The 13,958-nt window shown below is 60.3% G+C and carries 12 protein-coding genes, 1 tRNA gene and 1 pseudogene; 10 read left to right on the top strand and 4 right to left on the bottom strand.

The annotated features are described in order from the left end of the window. Positions 1–72 precede the first annotated feature (72 nt). The 3 genes and pseudogenes from FV228_RS03685 (at position 73) to FV228_RS03675 (ending at position 1,384) form a co-directional block, all read left to right on the top strand. Positions 73–148, top strand: a tRNA-Glu gene (locus tag FV228_RS03685). Positions 149–708: 560 nt separating this feature from the next. Then, positions 709–1,067 (top strand): annotated as a pseudogene (locus tag FV228_RS03680) (DUF2958 domain-containing protein). Then, the gene (locus tag FV228_RS03675) at positions 1,064–1,384 is read left to right on the top strand and encodes a hypothetical protein (RefSeq protein ID WP_246693813.1); all 321 of its coding nucleotides are present in this window, start codon (positions 1,064–1,066) and stop codon (positions 1,382–1,384) included. Before FV228_RS03680 ends, FV228_RS03675 begins: the two are co-directional and overlap by 4 nt. Before the next feature lie 65 nt (positions 1,385–1,449). Here FV228_RS03675 and FV228_RS03670 read toward each other — a convergent pair whose 3' ends face one another. Beyond that, the gene (locus tag FV228_RS03670) at positions 1,450–1,650 is read right to left on the bottom strand and encodes a hypothetical protein (RefSeq protein ID WP_147853344.1); all 201 of its coding nucleotides are present in this window, start codon (positions 1,648–1,650) and stop codon (positions 1,450–1,452) included. Positions 1,651–1,876: 226 nt separating this feature from the next. On the opposite strand from FV228_RS03670, the gene FV228_RS03665 reads away from it, so the two are divergent. Further along, positions 1,877–2,767, top strand: a complete 891-nt coding sequence (locus FV228_RS03665; RefSeq protein ID WP_147853343.1) for a 3'-5' exonuclease — start codon at positions 1,877–1,879, stop codon at positions 2,765–2,767. 43 nt (positions 2,768–2,810) lie between these two features. On the opposite strand, the gene FV228_RS03660 is transcribed toward FV228_RS03665, so the two are convergent. Further along, positions 2,811–4,232, bottom strand: a complete 1,422-nt coding sequence (locus FV228_RS03660; protein ID WP_147853342.1) for a UvrD-helicase domain-containing protein — start codon at positions 4,230–4,232, stop codon at positions 2,811–2,813. Further along, entirely contained in the window at positions 4,219–5,931 is a 1,713-nt protein-coding gene (locus FV228_RS03655) for an ATP-binding protein (RefSeq protein ID WP_147853341.1), read from the bottom strand. Before FV228_RS03655 ends, FV228_RS03660 begins: the two co-directional genes overlap by 14 nt. A 201-nt stretch (positions 5,932–6,132) precedes the next feature. Here FV228_RS03655 and umuD point away from each other — a divergent pair, with 201 nt between their 5' ends. The 6 genes from umuD (at position 6,133) to FV228_RS03620 (ending at position 12,669) form a co-directional block, all read left to right on the top strand. Beyond that, complete coding sequence (gene umuD / locus FV228_RS03650; protein ID WP_246693812.1) at positions 6,133–6,699, top strand: translesion error-prone DNA polymerase V autoproteolytic subunit; 567 nt, start codon at positions 6,133–6,135, stop codon at positions 6,697–6,699. Positions 6,700–6,702: 3 nt separating this feature from the next. Next, complete coding sequence (locus tag FV228_RS03645; RefSeq protein ID WP_147853340.1) at positions 6,703–7,962, top strand: Y-family DNA polymerase; 1,260 nt, start codon at positions 6,703–6,705, stop codon at positions 7,960–7,962. Positions 7,963–7,979: 17 nt separating this feature from the next. Beyond that, positions 7,980–9,146 carry a Shedu immune nuclease family protein gene (locus FV228_RS03640; protein ID WP_147853339.1) on the top strand — a complete coding sequence of 389 codons (1,167 nt, stop codon included), beginning with the start codon at positions 7,980–7,982 and terminating at the stop codon, positions 9,144–9,146. Between the two features lie 217 nt (positions 9,147–9,363). Continuing rightward, entirely contained in the window at positions 9,364–9,945 is a 582-nt protein-coding gene (locus FV228_RS03635; RefSeq protein ID WP_147853338.1) for a recombinase family protein, read from the top strand. 373 nt (positions 9,946–10,318) lie between these two features. After that, entirely contained in the window at positions 10,319–10,552 is a 234-nt protein-coding gene (locus FV228_RS34050; protein WP_246693811.1) for a hypothetical protein, read from the top strand. A gap of 890 nt (positions 10,553–11,442) precedes the next feature. Next, a complete protein-coding gene (locus FV228_RS03620; protein ID WP_147853336.1) occupies positions 11,443–12,669 on the top strand; it encodes a hypothetical protein in 1,227 nt (408 codons plus the stop codon). Positions 12,670–12,869: 200 nt separating this feature from the next. Here the strand turns inward: FV228_RS03620 and FV228_RS03615 are convergent, their stop codons facing one another. Beyond that, complete coding sequence (locus FV228_RS03615; protein WP_187277621.1) at positions 12,870–13,805, bottom strand: replication initiator protein A; 936 nt, start codon at positions 13,803–13,805, stop codon at positions 12,870–12,872. Between the last annotated feature and the right edge of the window lie 153 nt (positions 13,806–13,958).

The following is a 13,958-nucleotide window of genomic DNA, read 5'->3' as shown; positions in this document are numbered from 1 at the left end:
ACCCGACCCCGCGTGCGGATCGACGGTTGCCGGACGCGCCGCCGCCGACTATAGAACCCCGGCCTAGCCAAAGCGCCCTTCGTCTAGCGGTCCAGGACGTCGCCCTTTCACGGCGAAAACACGGGTTCGATTCCCGTAGGGCGCGCCAGCAATATCAAGCACTTAGCGCGAGTGGCTGGAGGCAGTGTCCAGTTTGTGTCCCGCCCGACAGGTTGGATAGCTCTGGACAGGACTGGACGTCATTGGCCACGTCACCGGCCATCCAGCCCTTTTTGAATCCAAGCCACGTTGAAGCGGGCCTCGCCTGCGATGGGCTTAGGCCTGCCGTTACAGTGACAACCCTTGTTGAAGCTGTCGCAATCCGGGTGCGGTTTCGCAGCTAAACGAATGGCCTGCTGTTTGAGCCGGCCTCGAACCACAAGGCGTTTTTCGGTGTAGATCCTCGGATGTCTGGTAGTGCGCTGCTGTTGGCCACAATTTTCCGGTGAGCGTCCACATCGCCTTGAAGGCGGGGTGCTGGCTCTCGGCTGCGGTCAAGGGGTATCCCATGCCTTCGGCGTGACGGCACGTCTGCCAGGCGGATGATCCCCCTCCCCTGTAACCTGCGCCAACCCCGGTCTCGCCGACGGGCAGAATGTCAGGACGGGGCCTGACGCTTCACGGGGAAGGGTTCTGCGGCTTCGTTCTGAACCAACGAAAGCCAATCCCATGCAACTCATCACCACGGCACAGCGCGCCGCGCTGCTCGCCAACGGCGCCGAGAGCGCCAAGCGGGACATCGCGACCCTCTCCCGGTGGTCAAGCTGTTCACCCCCGATGCCGGCGCCACGTGGCTGCTGACCGAGCTGGATCCGACCGAGCCGGACATCGCCTTTGGGCTGTGTGATCTCGGCCTTGGCTGCCCGGAGCTCGGCTACGTGCGCCTGTCCGAGCTGCAGACCGTGCGCGGCAAGCTGGGTCTGCCCGTGGAGCGGGATCTGTGGTTCGAGGCCAAGGGGCCGCTGTCGGCCTACGTGGCGGCCGCCCATCGAGCCGAGCACATCGTCGAGCTGGAGCCGGTCGCATGACCGCCGGGCCCCGCTACATCGAGGAGCAAACTGCGCGCTGGCGCGGTGTCTCCCTCCGCATCCGCTGGGAGCCGCAGTTTCTGAACACCGGCGCCCGCGTGCAGCCGGGGCACCTGCAGATCGAGAGCATCGACCCTCATCGCGCGCCCCTGCCGATCACCGCAAGCGGCTACCTGTCATGGTTCACGTCCCCGGCGCTGGTGCAGGACAGTGGTGGGCCGGTCGCCTTCGTCCTGCAGTGGCTGGACGCCGAGGCCTCCGGGCCTGCGTGGGCGCAAGCCGAAACCGATCGGCAGCAGCTCAGTCTGTTCGGGTGAGCGCCGGGCACAAAAAAAGGCCAGCCTCCCGGCTGGCCCCTTCGTCGCGTGCGCGACGCAGCGCCTTACTCGGCGGCGGTCATCTCAGGGGTGTAGTGGCCGCACCAGTCGGCGCTAGCCACGACCGGCCACAGGCCCTTGGCTTCCGGCGCCGGCTGGCTGACCGGCGGGTTGAAGCGGCAGAGGCCGGCATCGTTCTGCGCAACGGCGCCGTTGCCCTTGTGCTCGTCGAAGAAGCGGCAGGTCTCACATTTCGCGTTGGCCATCTTTGGCTCCCCTGGCTGGTCGGCGGCTGTCCCGCCCGCTGTTGCGAATTAGAACAGCTACAATCTGTTGGGTCAACGGGCCGGCTGTCGCGGGGTTCCGTGCCGGTTGTGGACGGCCGCTGCGATCCTGCTGGCCAGTCCGGCGCATCCAAGGTTAAGCTTTTGGCGAGAGCTCGTCGGCAGAGGTGCCAGAGCCAGGGAGAACCAAGCCGGGATCGTCAGACACGTGAGCCAGCCCCTCGACAGCATCGCCGCCGTGCTCGAAGGCACGAGTAACTACCGCGTGCTGCGCCGGCTGAAGTCGCTGGCCGATCATCCCGAAGCCCCCAATGAGCCGACGTTCATCGGCCTGGTCGTCGACGTGGAAACCACCGGCACCGACTTTGCCAGCGATGAGGTGATCGAGCTCGGAATCCTCAAGTTCGAGTACGGCGCCAGCGGGCGGATCTACCGCTTGCTCGATACCCTCAACCAGCTCCATCAGCCCAGCAAACCGATCCCACCGGAGATTACCCAGCTGACCGGCATCACCGACGCCGATGTCGCCGGACAGAAGATCGACGATGCCGCGGTCGCGCGGATCGCCGCTGACGCGGCGGTGATCATCGCCCACAACGCCAGCTTCGACCGGCAGATGTGCGAGCCGCGCTGGCCGGTGTTCCGCGACAAGAACTGGGGCTGCTCCTGCCATCAGATCCCGTGGCGCGCCGAAGGCCACGAGGGCATGAAACTCGGCTACCTGCTGACCGACTGCGGGTTCTTTCACCGCGGGCACCGTGCGATCGACGACTGCCACGCCCTGCTGGCGCTGCTCGCCCGACCGCTGCAGCTCTCCGGCAGGCTGGCGCTGTCTGCCCTGCTGGAGACCGCCAGAAAGCCCACCGTGCGGCTCTGGGCCGAAGGGGCACCGAAGGAGCTGAAAGATCTCCTGAAGGCCCGGCGCTACCGCTGGAGCCCGGCGCGGCGCACCTGGTACATCGACCTTGACGAGGCGCAGATCGAGATCGAGCACGACTACCTCGCCGAGCGGATCTACCGCCGGCCGGTCGCCGGTCTGCCGTCCGACCGGTTCACCGCACGTGACCGGTTCTCCTGCCGGACCAACCCGGAGCTTTGAATAGTACTATCCTGCCTTCGTCAAAATCTGCTTCGACGAGGTTCTAAGCGTTGATTACAGGCGAACGAGAGCAGACGGCCAACGAAACTGCGCCACGGGTCATGGCGACATACAAATTATTTGCGTTCATCCTCTCTGTTTCCAGAATAACCGCACATTCTGCCTCAAGCCCTTTCACAAGAAGAGTGCTACCGACAGCCACGCTGGGCAGAGGGCGTCCAACAAGCCTGTTCTGCTCCCTCATCTGGATTGCAGCATTGTTGAACGTCACATTGGTATCATCGGCGCACATCTGTAATGCTTTGAGGCATGCTCGAAAAACCGCAGGGCGGTAGATATGTGTGCCTGCCTGCCGGTTCAATGCAACGAGAAGGTCCGCGCATGATCTATAGTCCTGCTTTTCTACCATCCGGAAGCAGGCCAACTCGACTTCTGTTGGTTCAAGTCGATTCGTCTTGGCGGCGATGCTCTTCAGACGAGCAACCAGATCGTCATAATTTATCTCCGTCATTACCTTGTCGGCAAACGAGATCACAGCGCGAAACGCCCCTTTCGCTGCAGGATTGAAACTTGCGGCGAAATCCGTCAGATCTTTGAGGTCAACTGCTTCGACCGTTGAAGCGCCCGGGATCTGACTCGCAAAGCGTTGCTGTCCTTGCTTGTTCCTACTATCCGCAATCGCAATGACTTTGTGTTCGCGATTGCGCCGCATGGCGTTGATAGTCGATAAGCGTTTGGTATGGTCATTCTTACCGTCAAGTTCAATCCAACTCACATTCTTCGGTGCTGTTCTTAAATCGATTGGTGCACCAGACAACAAATTGCCGCGGATCGAGAGGAGCCATTCTCCAAACTCATGTGCTCCTGCATTGGCCCAGCGCCACGGGTTCTTTAGCTCGGCATGGAGAGGGAGAGCGCGGCATACATCGCTGTCCCAATCCGGTAGTTCGTCGCCACCAAAGCCAAAGATCGCCTGCAGAGGATCACCCAGCGCACAGACCGGCAGCATTTCAGCTATGGCCATGACGATGGCATGTTGGGCGCGTGAGCAATCTTGGTACTCATCAACAATGAGCCGGGAGTATGTGGCGGCAATCAGATCGGATATATGATCTCCACAAAGAAGCGAGATTGCCGCGCCGCGAATAGCCGGATAATCACGGCCTGGACTATTTAGCTCAAGTATCCCAGCAGGGCACCCGCTCCTCTGTGGAAACGTCGATGCTAGTCGCATCGACCAGCCATCTATTGTTACGATCCTGTAGCGCTTAGGTGAAACACCGGCCTTATCGAGGCGCGCACGAAGAGCAGCAACGCCTGCATTTGTGTGTGTCAGCACGAGGATAGGTTTTACCTGATCGTGCCGACCCAGCGCATCTGCAATAAGGTGTGTTTTACCACAGCCAGCCGGCGCAGTAACGGTTCCACGTCGGATGGACAATAAATCTATCTCAGGGTTGGACATGATTTGCCCACTCGAACATCGCAGAAACTACTGAAACAAAATCTGTGCGACAATTTGGAAGATCGGGTCCGATAATGTCGTATCCAATCTCCTCCATCTTCGTGACAGATTTGAACCACGGTGCGGATTTCGATTTTGATGCTAAACCAAGACATTGGCGAAGATCATCGGAGATTGGCCCATCGCATGATGCAAGATTAAACTGGCTCTTTGAGCTTTGCTTAATATGCGCGTCGATCAGGTCGTTGCCTAATTCAGCAACGGCCTTTGCGACTAATCTTTTGATTGCAGCCTCGCTCACGCCATTAAAAATTGCCTGTTCCAACGCCTGGCCAGGGTTCCATTTGAACACACGGCCACCGGCAGCCGTGAATTCCCCCTCAAGGGTGGCGTCGGCCGCAACGTCATCGTCCCGCAGGACACCGCAACGATAGCCTAGCGCTACAAAGGCGGGTGCCCTCGTATAAATCTTTTTCTCTCCCCCAGCGTCGACTAATCCGACGCCGGACGCAAATATAGATGTTCCACCCGTTGTGGCACGATATTGGTCGATGCCTCGGATAATTCCGACTTCGCTTGCTCCTTCGCAAATGAGAACGGATCCAGCCAGGAACGCATCAGGAGAAGTTCGGATTGTACCTTGGATCGCATCGCTGGCGCCTACTCTCAGTAGGCAGATTGACGTCTTGTCCCTACGCACAACGATTAGCTGGCTGCCTGATAATTCACGCAGTGCGATTGGGGAATGGGTTGTGGCAAAAACCTGTAGGGGTTGATCTTTATCCTTTGCTCCCAAGGAGCCTAGAAGGCGAATAATGCGATGCGGTTCTAAGCCGTGCTCAAGTTCGTCAACCAGGATGATCGATGATTTTTCTGATGCTTTTCGCTGTAGCCCGGCAATCAGCAGGCGCGTTGAGCCTATCCCAAGACCTCGGAGCGGGACGCCGCCCGCATCGTGAAGTGAGATCGTTCCTCCAACAAACGATACAGAGTGAGCGTCGAGGAGCGCTTTGACATTGTCGCCAATGGGAATGCCCAGTTCTTTCGCCGTTTCCCCAACGACCTTGAGCGCATCACCCAATTGTGTAGCAGCCTTGTCACCGAATGCGGCGCGCGCTTCTCTTGCAACCTTGGCCAGCGTTGCTGATGCGTCAGCGCGTTCATCGGAGATGCGGTTCAGAACAGACCCGCGCTGCCAACCCAGATTGTGCTGTGCCAAAGCACCAATTCTGGTCGGTGCTAGTTTTACCCGGTCGGCCCATTGGATGCCGCGCGATAATCCTTGCGCGGCCGCTCGTTCGGAATAGAGAAGCCATGCGGGCTCTAAGTCGCTGCCAACCTCAAGTTTCAGCGTTAGGACTGTCTCAAATCCGGACTCAGGCTCATCTTTCAACTCGCCAGATGTCTTGTCATACCCTCGCAAGTACTGGCCATATTGTTCAATATTTTTCAGGGAGTCATCCAGCTCGCCCAAAGTGAGGCTTATCTCAATTGGATGATCGACATTCAAGCTGTGAAAATCTGTGTCGCAGAATGGGGCTGTGCGCCTCGCTCCCAAGCACAAATCTATCGCGTCAAGTATCGAGGATTTGCCGCTATCTCCTGGTCCGATGAAGCAATTGACACCTTCCGTAGGCACAAACCTAAGTTCGTTAATCGCGCGGAAGTTCTTTATCTCGACTACCCTGATTCTCGACATCGTTGGCCGTAGCCCTCTCCACTTTGTCTGTGAGCTTAGCCGTTTGAGTGTACGGTGAGAAGGGGCGCACGCTCAGGTTGTTATCCCCAGAAGACACAGCCCTGCCCGCCAAACAGGCATTGACATAAGAAACTGTCTGGACCTCCCGCCGCATCCCTGTGCTTGATACCTGTAACAAGTATCAAGACGGAGGGTGGCCCTATGCGCCAGAGCAGGAGAACCGGCTGGGGCGGCCCGCGTGAGGGCGCCGGCCAGCCGAAGAAGGAGCCGACCACGGTCGTGCGCCTGCCGGTTGAGATCGCCGATATGGCGCGGCGCATGGCGGCCCGCGGCGGCTCTTCCAATGGCATCGGCGCATTTCTGACCGTGGAGGCCCGCACGGCGGGATCGGTACCCTTCGTGGCGGGCTCTGTGGCCTGCGGCTTCCCCTCCCCGGCCGAGGCCGACCGGGAGAACCCGCTCGACTTTAACGAGCTGATGAGCGCCCACCTGCCGTCGGTGTTCGCGGTGCACGTCACCGGCGAAAGCATGATCGAGGCGGGACTGTTCCCCGGTGACATCGCCGTCGTGGACAAGGCGGCGCCAGTCCGCTCCGGCTGTGTGATTGTCGCCTGCCTCAACGGCGAGTTCACCCTCAAGCGCTACATCCTCAAAGGCGAGCGGGTCATCCTACGCCCGGAGAACGAGGCATTCTCCGACATCCCGGTCTCCCCAAAGGCCGAGTTCGAAATCTGGGGTGTCGTGATCCGTTCCGTGCGGATGTTTTGATCCATGGGCGGCCCGGTCGCCCTGGTCGACTGCAACAACTTCTACGCCTCGTGCGAGCGGCTGTTTCAGCCCAAGCTGCGCGGCGTGCCAGTGGTGGTCCTGTCCAACAACGACGGCTGTGTGATCGCGCGCAGCAACGAGGCCAAGGCACTCGGGATCAAGATGGGCGATGCCTGGCACCTGCGCCGCGCCGAGTTCGAGCGCTGGGGCGTCCAGGTGCGCAGCTCCAACTACACCCTCTACGGTGATCTCTCCGCCCGGGTCATGCGGGTGCTAAGCGACTTCACGCCGGACCTGGAAGTGTACTCGATCGACGAGGCGTTTCTGGGCTTGGCCGGCTTTGCCGATCCCGATGCCCTCGCCCGGCAGGCGCGCGCTACCGTCCTCCAGAAAACTGGGATCCGGGTATGCGTGGGGATAAGTACGACCAAGACCCTCGCCAAGGTCGCCAACCGCACCGCCAAGAAGGACCCCGCCAGCGGAGGAGTCTGCTACCTCCCCAATGACAAAGAGCAGACCGCAGCGCTGGCGAAGATGGACCTTGGCGACGTATGGGGCATCGGACATCGCCTCGTGCAGCGCCTGGCAAAGATCGGGATCACCACCCCTCTCCAGCTGCGCGATGCGGACCCCACCATGATCCGTCAGCGGTTCAACGTGGTCCTTCAGCGGACCGTCCTGGAGCTGCAGGGGACACCCTGTCTGGACCTCGAACAGGACAGTCCGGAGAGCAAAACCATCTGCTGCAGCCGAAGTTTCGGGCAAGCAGTAGAAGGATTTGCCGAGCTGGCCGAAGCGCTGACCGCCTACACGTCCTACGCCGCGCAGAAGATGCGCCGGCAGAGCCTGGCGACCGCTTCCGTGGTCGTGATGGTCACGACCAACCGGCACAAGCCCGAGGACGCCCAGTACTACGCGACCCGGCCGGTGCGGCTGACGATCGGCACCAGCGACACCGGCCGGCTGATCCAGGCCGCCCTGTGGGGCCTGAAAAGCATCTACCGGCCCGGGTTCCGCTACAAGAAATGCGGAGTGCTGTTCCTCGACCTACATCCCGCCGACAGCGTGCAGGGCTCGCTGTTCCTTAGGCCAGACCGGCCGGAGCGCGTGCGCCTGATGGCATGTGTGGACCAGCTCAACGCCCGCTACGGGCGTGACCGGGTGCGGTTTGCCTGCAGCGGACAGGATCGCCCGTGGAAGCTCAAGACGGAGTACCTGTCGCGGCGATACACGACACGGTGGGGTGAACTATTGTGTGTTTAGATTGAGAGGGTTCTGCCTTGGATGATGATGATTATGGTTTCCATATGGGAAAGCTGCCAGACAAATTTTACGTTACGAAGCGCTTTGCGGGCGGACTACGGATTGCATCCAAGGTCTTAGACATTCCGCATTGTCTGGAATACGCAAAAGAGCTTGGTGAAGTCGTTCTGCGAGTGACGCATAAAGGTCGCCAGGAGATCAGGGCGACTTTCAATGAGTACGCTCGCGACACTCATGGCCTGACCATTCAGAAGTGGAACACGACGAATGGCTTTCCATCAGAAAAGGTAAGCTTCAATTTTGGTCCTAATGAGCTGAACAAGCTCTTAGAATTCGTTGCTCATATCAAGAAAGTGCATTTTCCTAGCGAACTGAAACTCAATGTCGACGACAAAAACTTGGCGGTTGTAGCCCTAACGAACGCTGAAGCTCGACAGTTTGCAGTCAACAACCAGGCTCTCTTTGCCCAGATTGCACAGAACGAAATCACCGAACAGGATGTGGTGGCGCTCGGGTTCAGGAGGAAGCAGCTGGCCCATTTTGAGCGACTGCTTGAGGAACCCGGATTTTTCGAAAGCGAGCGGGAGCGCCAGAACATCAAGCCTGAAGACGTATGGCAGCGGTTTTTCGAATTCAATCCATGGATTTTTGGCCATGGCCTCTCATACATCTTCGCAAGCTCGCTGAACGACAGGAAGCTGGAGCAGATTGTTCGGGGGCACAGTCTGGTAGCATCGGGAAAGCGAGTGGATGGTCTTCTTAAAACCAACGCTCTCATTCAATCGCTATGTTACGTCGAGATTAAAAGACACGACACTAAGCTTTTGAAACCCTCAAGCTACCGGCCAGGTGTCTGGCAATCTTCAGACGAGCTTGCCGGCGGCGTTGCCCAGATCCAGGAGACGGTGCGTGCTGCGGCCGAGAATATCCGTAGCCGCTATAAGGTTGAGGATGAGGAGGGCTATCCCACTGGCGAAGAGCTCAGCAATGTGCACCCTCGTTCCTATCTCGTTGCCGGCTGCCTTGGCGAGTTTAGAAATGAAAGGGGAACAAATTTTCAGAAATACCAAGCGTTTGAGTCGTTCAGGAGAAATCTTGTTTCTCCAGAAATCATCACATTTGACGAGCTATTTTATAGAGCCAAAAATATCGTAGTGGCTGATGACGAGGAGTTACCTTTTTAGATTGGTGGCAGTAATGTTAGGGGTTGTAAGATCGTAGCCTACCGTGGCTCTTTCGGGGCAGTCGACTGCCGCGCGTTTTCTCATGTCCAGAAAACGACCGTTTTCCCGACGAAGTGTGGGAGCCAGTTACGAGACGCGCCAAACAGCCCCGTTTCTGTCGGAAAAACGTGTCGGCTTTTCTATTGCCGGATAAACGCGGTTTTGGCATGATCCCGACATGCTCATCGGATATGCCCGTGTCTCCACTCTCGACCAGAACCTCGACCTGCAGCGCGACGCACTAACCAAGGCCGGGTGCGAGAAGCTGTTCGAGGAAAAGAAGTCCGGCAAGGCCGGGACCAAGCGCCCGGAGTTCGAGGCGGCGCTCGCCTTCCTGCGTCCCGAGGATGTGCTCGTGGTGTGGAAGCTCGACCGGCTCGGCCGCTCGTTGGTCGAGATGATGCGCACCATCGACGGCCTGCGTGTGAAGGACGTGCACTTCCGCTCGCTCACCGAGCAGTTCGATAGCGCCACCGCCCACGGCCGCTTCGCCCTGCAGATGCACGGGGCGATGGCCGAGTACTTCCTCGACCTCAACCGCGAGCGCACCATGGAAGGCTTGAAGGCGGCGCTCGCCCGAGGTCGCAAGGGCGGTCGGCCGAAGAAGCTGTCCGAAGACGACATCGCGGTCGGTCGCGCCTTGCTCGCCGCCGGCACGATCAGCGTCGCCGACATCGCCAAGCGGCTCGGGGTCAACAGGGATACGTTCTACAGCTACTTCCCGCGCGCCCGCGCCAACAGCACCGCAGCTCAGGGCTGAGTTCGTGCACGACCGGTGTGACCCCGGTGCGCTGCCCGTATCGAGGCACTCTCTATAAGGACGGATGTCGCACGCCGGCACGCACGGTCGCCCTCCCGTGAGGCACCCACTCGTGGTCCGTGGGAGATCGCCGGAGCGACATGCCGATTAGCCGACGCCAACTAGCGGTTTCGTTGCTCGCAGCCAGCCACATCGCCGACCGCGGCGCGATCGCGGCCTTCGTCGCCGACCCTGCGACGCAAGCGGCTCCAAATCCATTCGCTCAGACGAGTGCTGGAGCGGTGCGTCAAGTCTGGCAACAGCGCGCCGTGGAGTTCCAGTCGTTCAATATCGAGGCAGTAGGGGGGCCTGTCTGCTGCGAGCTTTGTCCGCCATGGGGGTGGACGAGGTGCTGGTGCAGGAGATCCTGCGAGCCGGTCCCCACACCGCAAACGTGTTTCACGATGGCGACGGCTGCCGGATCGTCGGGGCCGTGCTGTACGGCAAGACCGGGACTGGTCTGCCCGCCATTCCCATGACCAAATCCATGCGTGCCGCTCTCAGCTCGCGGTCACGCGCTCGCCGACCGACGGAGCAATTCGACTTGTTCGCACCGGTCGAAGCCTGACGGTTTTCTGCACCACCTTCTGCCGTGCTGGCCCACGGGTGCCGATCGAAGGTGCCGTGTGTGAGGACAGACCCCGGTGGCAATCTGGCGTGGGCTCCGTTTCTTCTATTCGGTCGTTTGGTTGCAAGTTTCCGCCACGATCAGTCTCCGTCGCGGCGGTGGTTCGTGTGAGCACTGCCAACGCCCGCACGGGCAGAGCGTCTACCACCTCGGCGACGGGCGGTGGTGGGATATGGCCGTGTTCGCGTGGCGTGGTGACGACGGCGAGATCCTGCACGTCCAGCCAATGGCGGAGGACCTCGGTTCGATCGAAATCACCCGTGTCATGCTGACCGTCACCCGCCGCAACCGCGACGCAGGAGCCAACAGCGTTGCCGTCTGCCAGCACTGCCGTAGGCTGCGTGATCGGCCCGAACCTCAGAGTTGTCGTTGGCGTCCGATGTTCCACCGCCGGGCGCTCGGTGACTTGATACGTAGGTTCATCGCCCCAAGCGGAAACTTTTGATCAAAATATTTTTGCTCAGCACCTGCCACTCAAAAAGAACCGCGAGCCGTCGCCGACTGGTTCGTAAATATTTTATTATTTTATATCAATGACTTAGGTCAAGATAACGGTTGCCGGTTGCTCGGTATCGCGAAACGCTACGACCCTGCTCTAGACGTGATGATGCGCCTCCATGCGGGGCGAGTCACTGAACCCGGCATGGTGCTGGGGGCCCCCTCAGGGGCGATCTGTGTTCACATACTCCGATACCGAGCTGCATCAAGCGGCCGAGGCTCACGTCCGCGAGGTCTTGGCGGGCGACCTTAGTCCAGAGCAAGGGCCAGACGCGAACGTTCCCGGCTGCGACCGGCCCCTGAGCTTCTCCCGCCGCATCCCCCACGCGTGTATGGTCAAGTTGGGCCTTGCGAGCGGCAAAGCTCGGTACGTTGAGGCGCTCGCCTTCCTCATCGCCGAGGCGTGCTTGGCGGCTCGGGAAGGGCGGCGTGTCTCCGTCTCGCTCAACTCCAACTACTGGACGGGTATGCAGCACGTCTTCGGACGCGCCAGCACGCTCACTTTCGTTAGGGAAGCGCTCAAGCTCGGGGAAGCGGCAGGCGTGCTCAAGCTCAAGAAGGCTCCTGCGAACCCGTGGGATGCTGACGGTATGCAGTCCACATTCGCCCTCACCCCGGCCGGGCAGGAGTATTTTGGAAACGATCCGACGTACGAACGGCGAGAACTGGTGAGCCAGTCCAACCTCGTCCGCCTGAAGGACCTCAATAAAAATTACCTCCGCTACACGCCCAATGCGTTTAGCCGCGACCGCTTTGCCCGACTGCTGCCGCTCAACGAGAGGCTCATGGCCGTCGCGATCGGCACGCAGAACCCGAACATCCGTACGTACGAGGATGGTCTCTGGATCATTCCTGGGGGCCGCGCCGACCGGCGTGGCAACACCAAGGATCACGTGATGCGCTCTGACGCGCGCATCCTGCACGCCACGTTCAACAACGGGGACTGGGACCAGGGTGGACGAACCTCAGGCCTGTTCACGATGCAGCTGCCGAAGGCGGAGAGAGGGCAGCTGAAACTAGACGGTAAACCGGTCGAGCTGATCGACTTCAGCTGCTCGCACCCCCGGATCGCCTATGCAGAGGCCCGGCTGCCGCTTGAGGGCGACGCTTACCTGATCCGTGGATGGGAAGGCCAGCGCGACTTCGTCAAGCGCGCTCTCAACACCGCGCTCAACGCGGCCGACCCCAAAGCGGCCTGGGCATCCATCGCCTTTCGTCTGGCGGACCCGAACGCGCGGCGTGCTGGACGTACCCGGACGGACATCCGACCCGAGGCTTGTCACTGGCGCAAGGCCGCGGAGGTTTTGGAGGCGATCGTGGAGCACCACGATCAGATCCGGCAGGCGTTTTTCACGGGTGCGGGATTGAGGTTCATGCGGACCGAGGCGGACGTGATGCTCGACACGATGACGGAGGCTCATCGCTGCGGCATGACCCTGCTGCCGACGTATGACGAGTTCGTCGTACGGCACGACCACGCCTGTCGTACCCGTGAGCTGATGCTGTCGAACTGGCATCGGGTGGTGGGCCGCGAGGGGGTCGTCTCGGTTGTCTCATGACCGCCTTTGGTATGTGGCATACCAAATAACAATCTTACAAATGGAGTAGGGACCCGTACCTGGTCGTCCGCGGTTCCGTCTCCTCGCCGGCTCTGTCTTCCTTTGGAGCCCCCAATCTCCTTTATCTAAACGGTCGATGGTAGCGCTTTCAGGTCCATTATTTTGCGCTTTGTGGTCCATGAAATACGACCATCGCGCTTTCAGGTCCATGAAGCGCTGCCGCCAACATCACCGGGGAGACCATCGCCCTCGATCGCGTCGCGATGTTCCTCAGGGGAGCGGCGTGTCGGGCGGTTCGTCCGCCAGGCTGGCAGTTTGCGCACTTTGCCGCGGCGAAGGTCAATCCTCAGGTCGCCGCCATCGGCGCGGGTGCGGTTGATGAGCTTCAAGGTGTGATCGGGCAGCCGGTCGAGCGTCGCCACCTTTTCCAGCGCTTTCACGAACTTGCTCATCCCGCGCATGCCCGAGAGCTTGTGGGCGCGCAGTACACGGATCATGACCGCCATGCCCGGCCCGTACTGCCGTTCGCCCACCGCCCAGCAGGCGACGAGCTGTTCGAGCTGGGAACTTTTCACCCCCCCCGTACCAGCTAGGTCAAAGTTTTTAGGGTTGAACCAGACCACCCGGGCCTCGTCCCGAGACGCAATCTCCTCCAGGAGCCAGCGGGGGACCGTCAGGCTCCACCTCGGTGGCTCGCCGCCGGCCTTGCGACGCCCACCCCGGTGGTAGGCCGTGAGCAGGGTGAATTCGCAATCGGTGAGGACGCTTCCGGTTTTGAGACTAATTTTGGTGTTCATCAGCCGCTGCAGACCGGCTTCGAGGTTTGTGAGGGTCTTTCCACCTTTCACGTTAGGCCGACGAATGGCTGATAGAAGCTCTTTGGGATAGAATTCGATTGTCGATGCTAGCGTGTCGGCGGTGTGCTCCCCCGGGACGTTAAATTCTTCCATAATCTTTGACACGGCGAACACGAGGATATCGCCGTCGCCGACCTGAGCGACGCCAATATCAGGGTCATTCGTCGTGATCGTCATATTCCATCCGCGTTTCTCCTCGGCGAACTGGAACCCTTTCTCGCTCAGCCGGACTCGATCCTTGTTCGAGAGCGCGAAGAACGGCTCTCGCAGCAGCAGCACGGACGCGCGGTACCAATCGGCTGGCGGCGGCGGCGGAGGGGGCTCCTTGAGGACGGGGGATCGGCGCGGCTTGCGTGACGGCTTCCCCCCCGGGGGCGTTTCGTCGGTCATCGGCTTCTCCCTGCTCAAATGCAGGGAGGCGGGGCCGAGCAC

The organism is Methylobacterium sp. WL18 (assembly GCF_008040015.1).
GTDB lineage: Bacteria > Pseudomonadota > Alphaproteobacteria > Rhizobiales > Beijerinckiaceae > Methylobacterium > Methylobacterium mesophilicum.
The sequence above is the reverse complement of the archived record's forward strand: the minus strand, read 5'-3'. Positions and strand labels throughout refer to the sequence as shown.

Bases quoted from the DNA above. Each gene is read 5' to 3' on its own strand.
- FV228_RS34050 (WP_246693811.1), top strand. From the start codon at position 10,319: ATGGGGGTGGACGAGGTGCTGGTGCAGGAGATCCTGCGAGCCGGTCCC.
- FV228_RS03655 (WP_147853341.1), bottom strand. From the start codon at position 5,931: ATGTCGAGAATCAGGGTAGTCGAGATAAAGAACTTCCGCGCGATTAAC.
- FV228_RS03635 (WP_147853338.1), top strand. From the start codon at position 9,364: ATGCTCATCGGATATGCCCGTGTCTCCACTCTCGACCAGAACCTCGAC.
- FV228_RS03645 (WP_147853340.1), top strand. From the start codon at position 6,703: ATGGGCGGCCCGGTCGCCCTGGTCGACTGCAACAACTTCTACGCCTCG.
- FV228_RS03660 (WP_147853342.1), bottom strand. From the start codon at position 4,232: ATGTCCAACCCTGAGATAGATTTATTGTCCATCCGACGTGGAACCGTT.
- FV228_RS03670 (WP_147853344.1), bottom strand. From the start codon at position 1,650: ATGGCCAACGCGAAATGTGAGACCTGCCGCTTCTTCGACGAGCACAAG.
- umuD (WP_246693812.1), top strand. From the start codon at position 6,133: ATGCGCCAGAGCAGGAGAACCGGCTGGGGCGGCCCGCGTGAGGGCGCC.
- FV228_RS03675 (WP_246693813.1), top strand. From the start codon at position 1,064: ATGACCGCCGGGCCCCGCTACATCGAGGAGCAAACTGCGCGCTGGCGC.
- FV228_RS03620 (WP_147853336.1), top strand. From the start codon at position 11,443: ATGGTCAAGTTGGGCCTTGCGAGCGGCAAAGCTCGGTACGTTGAGGCG.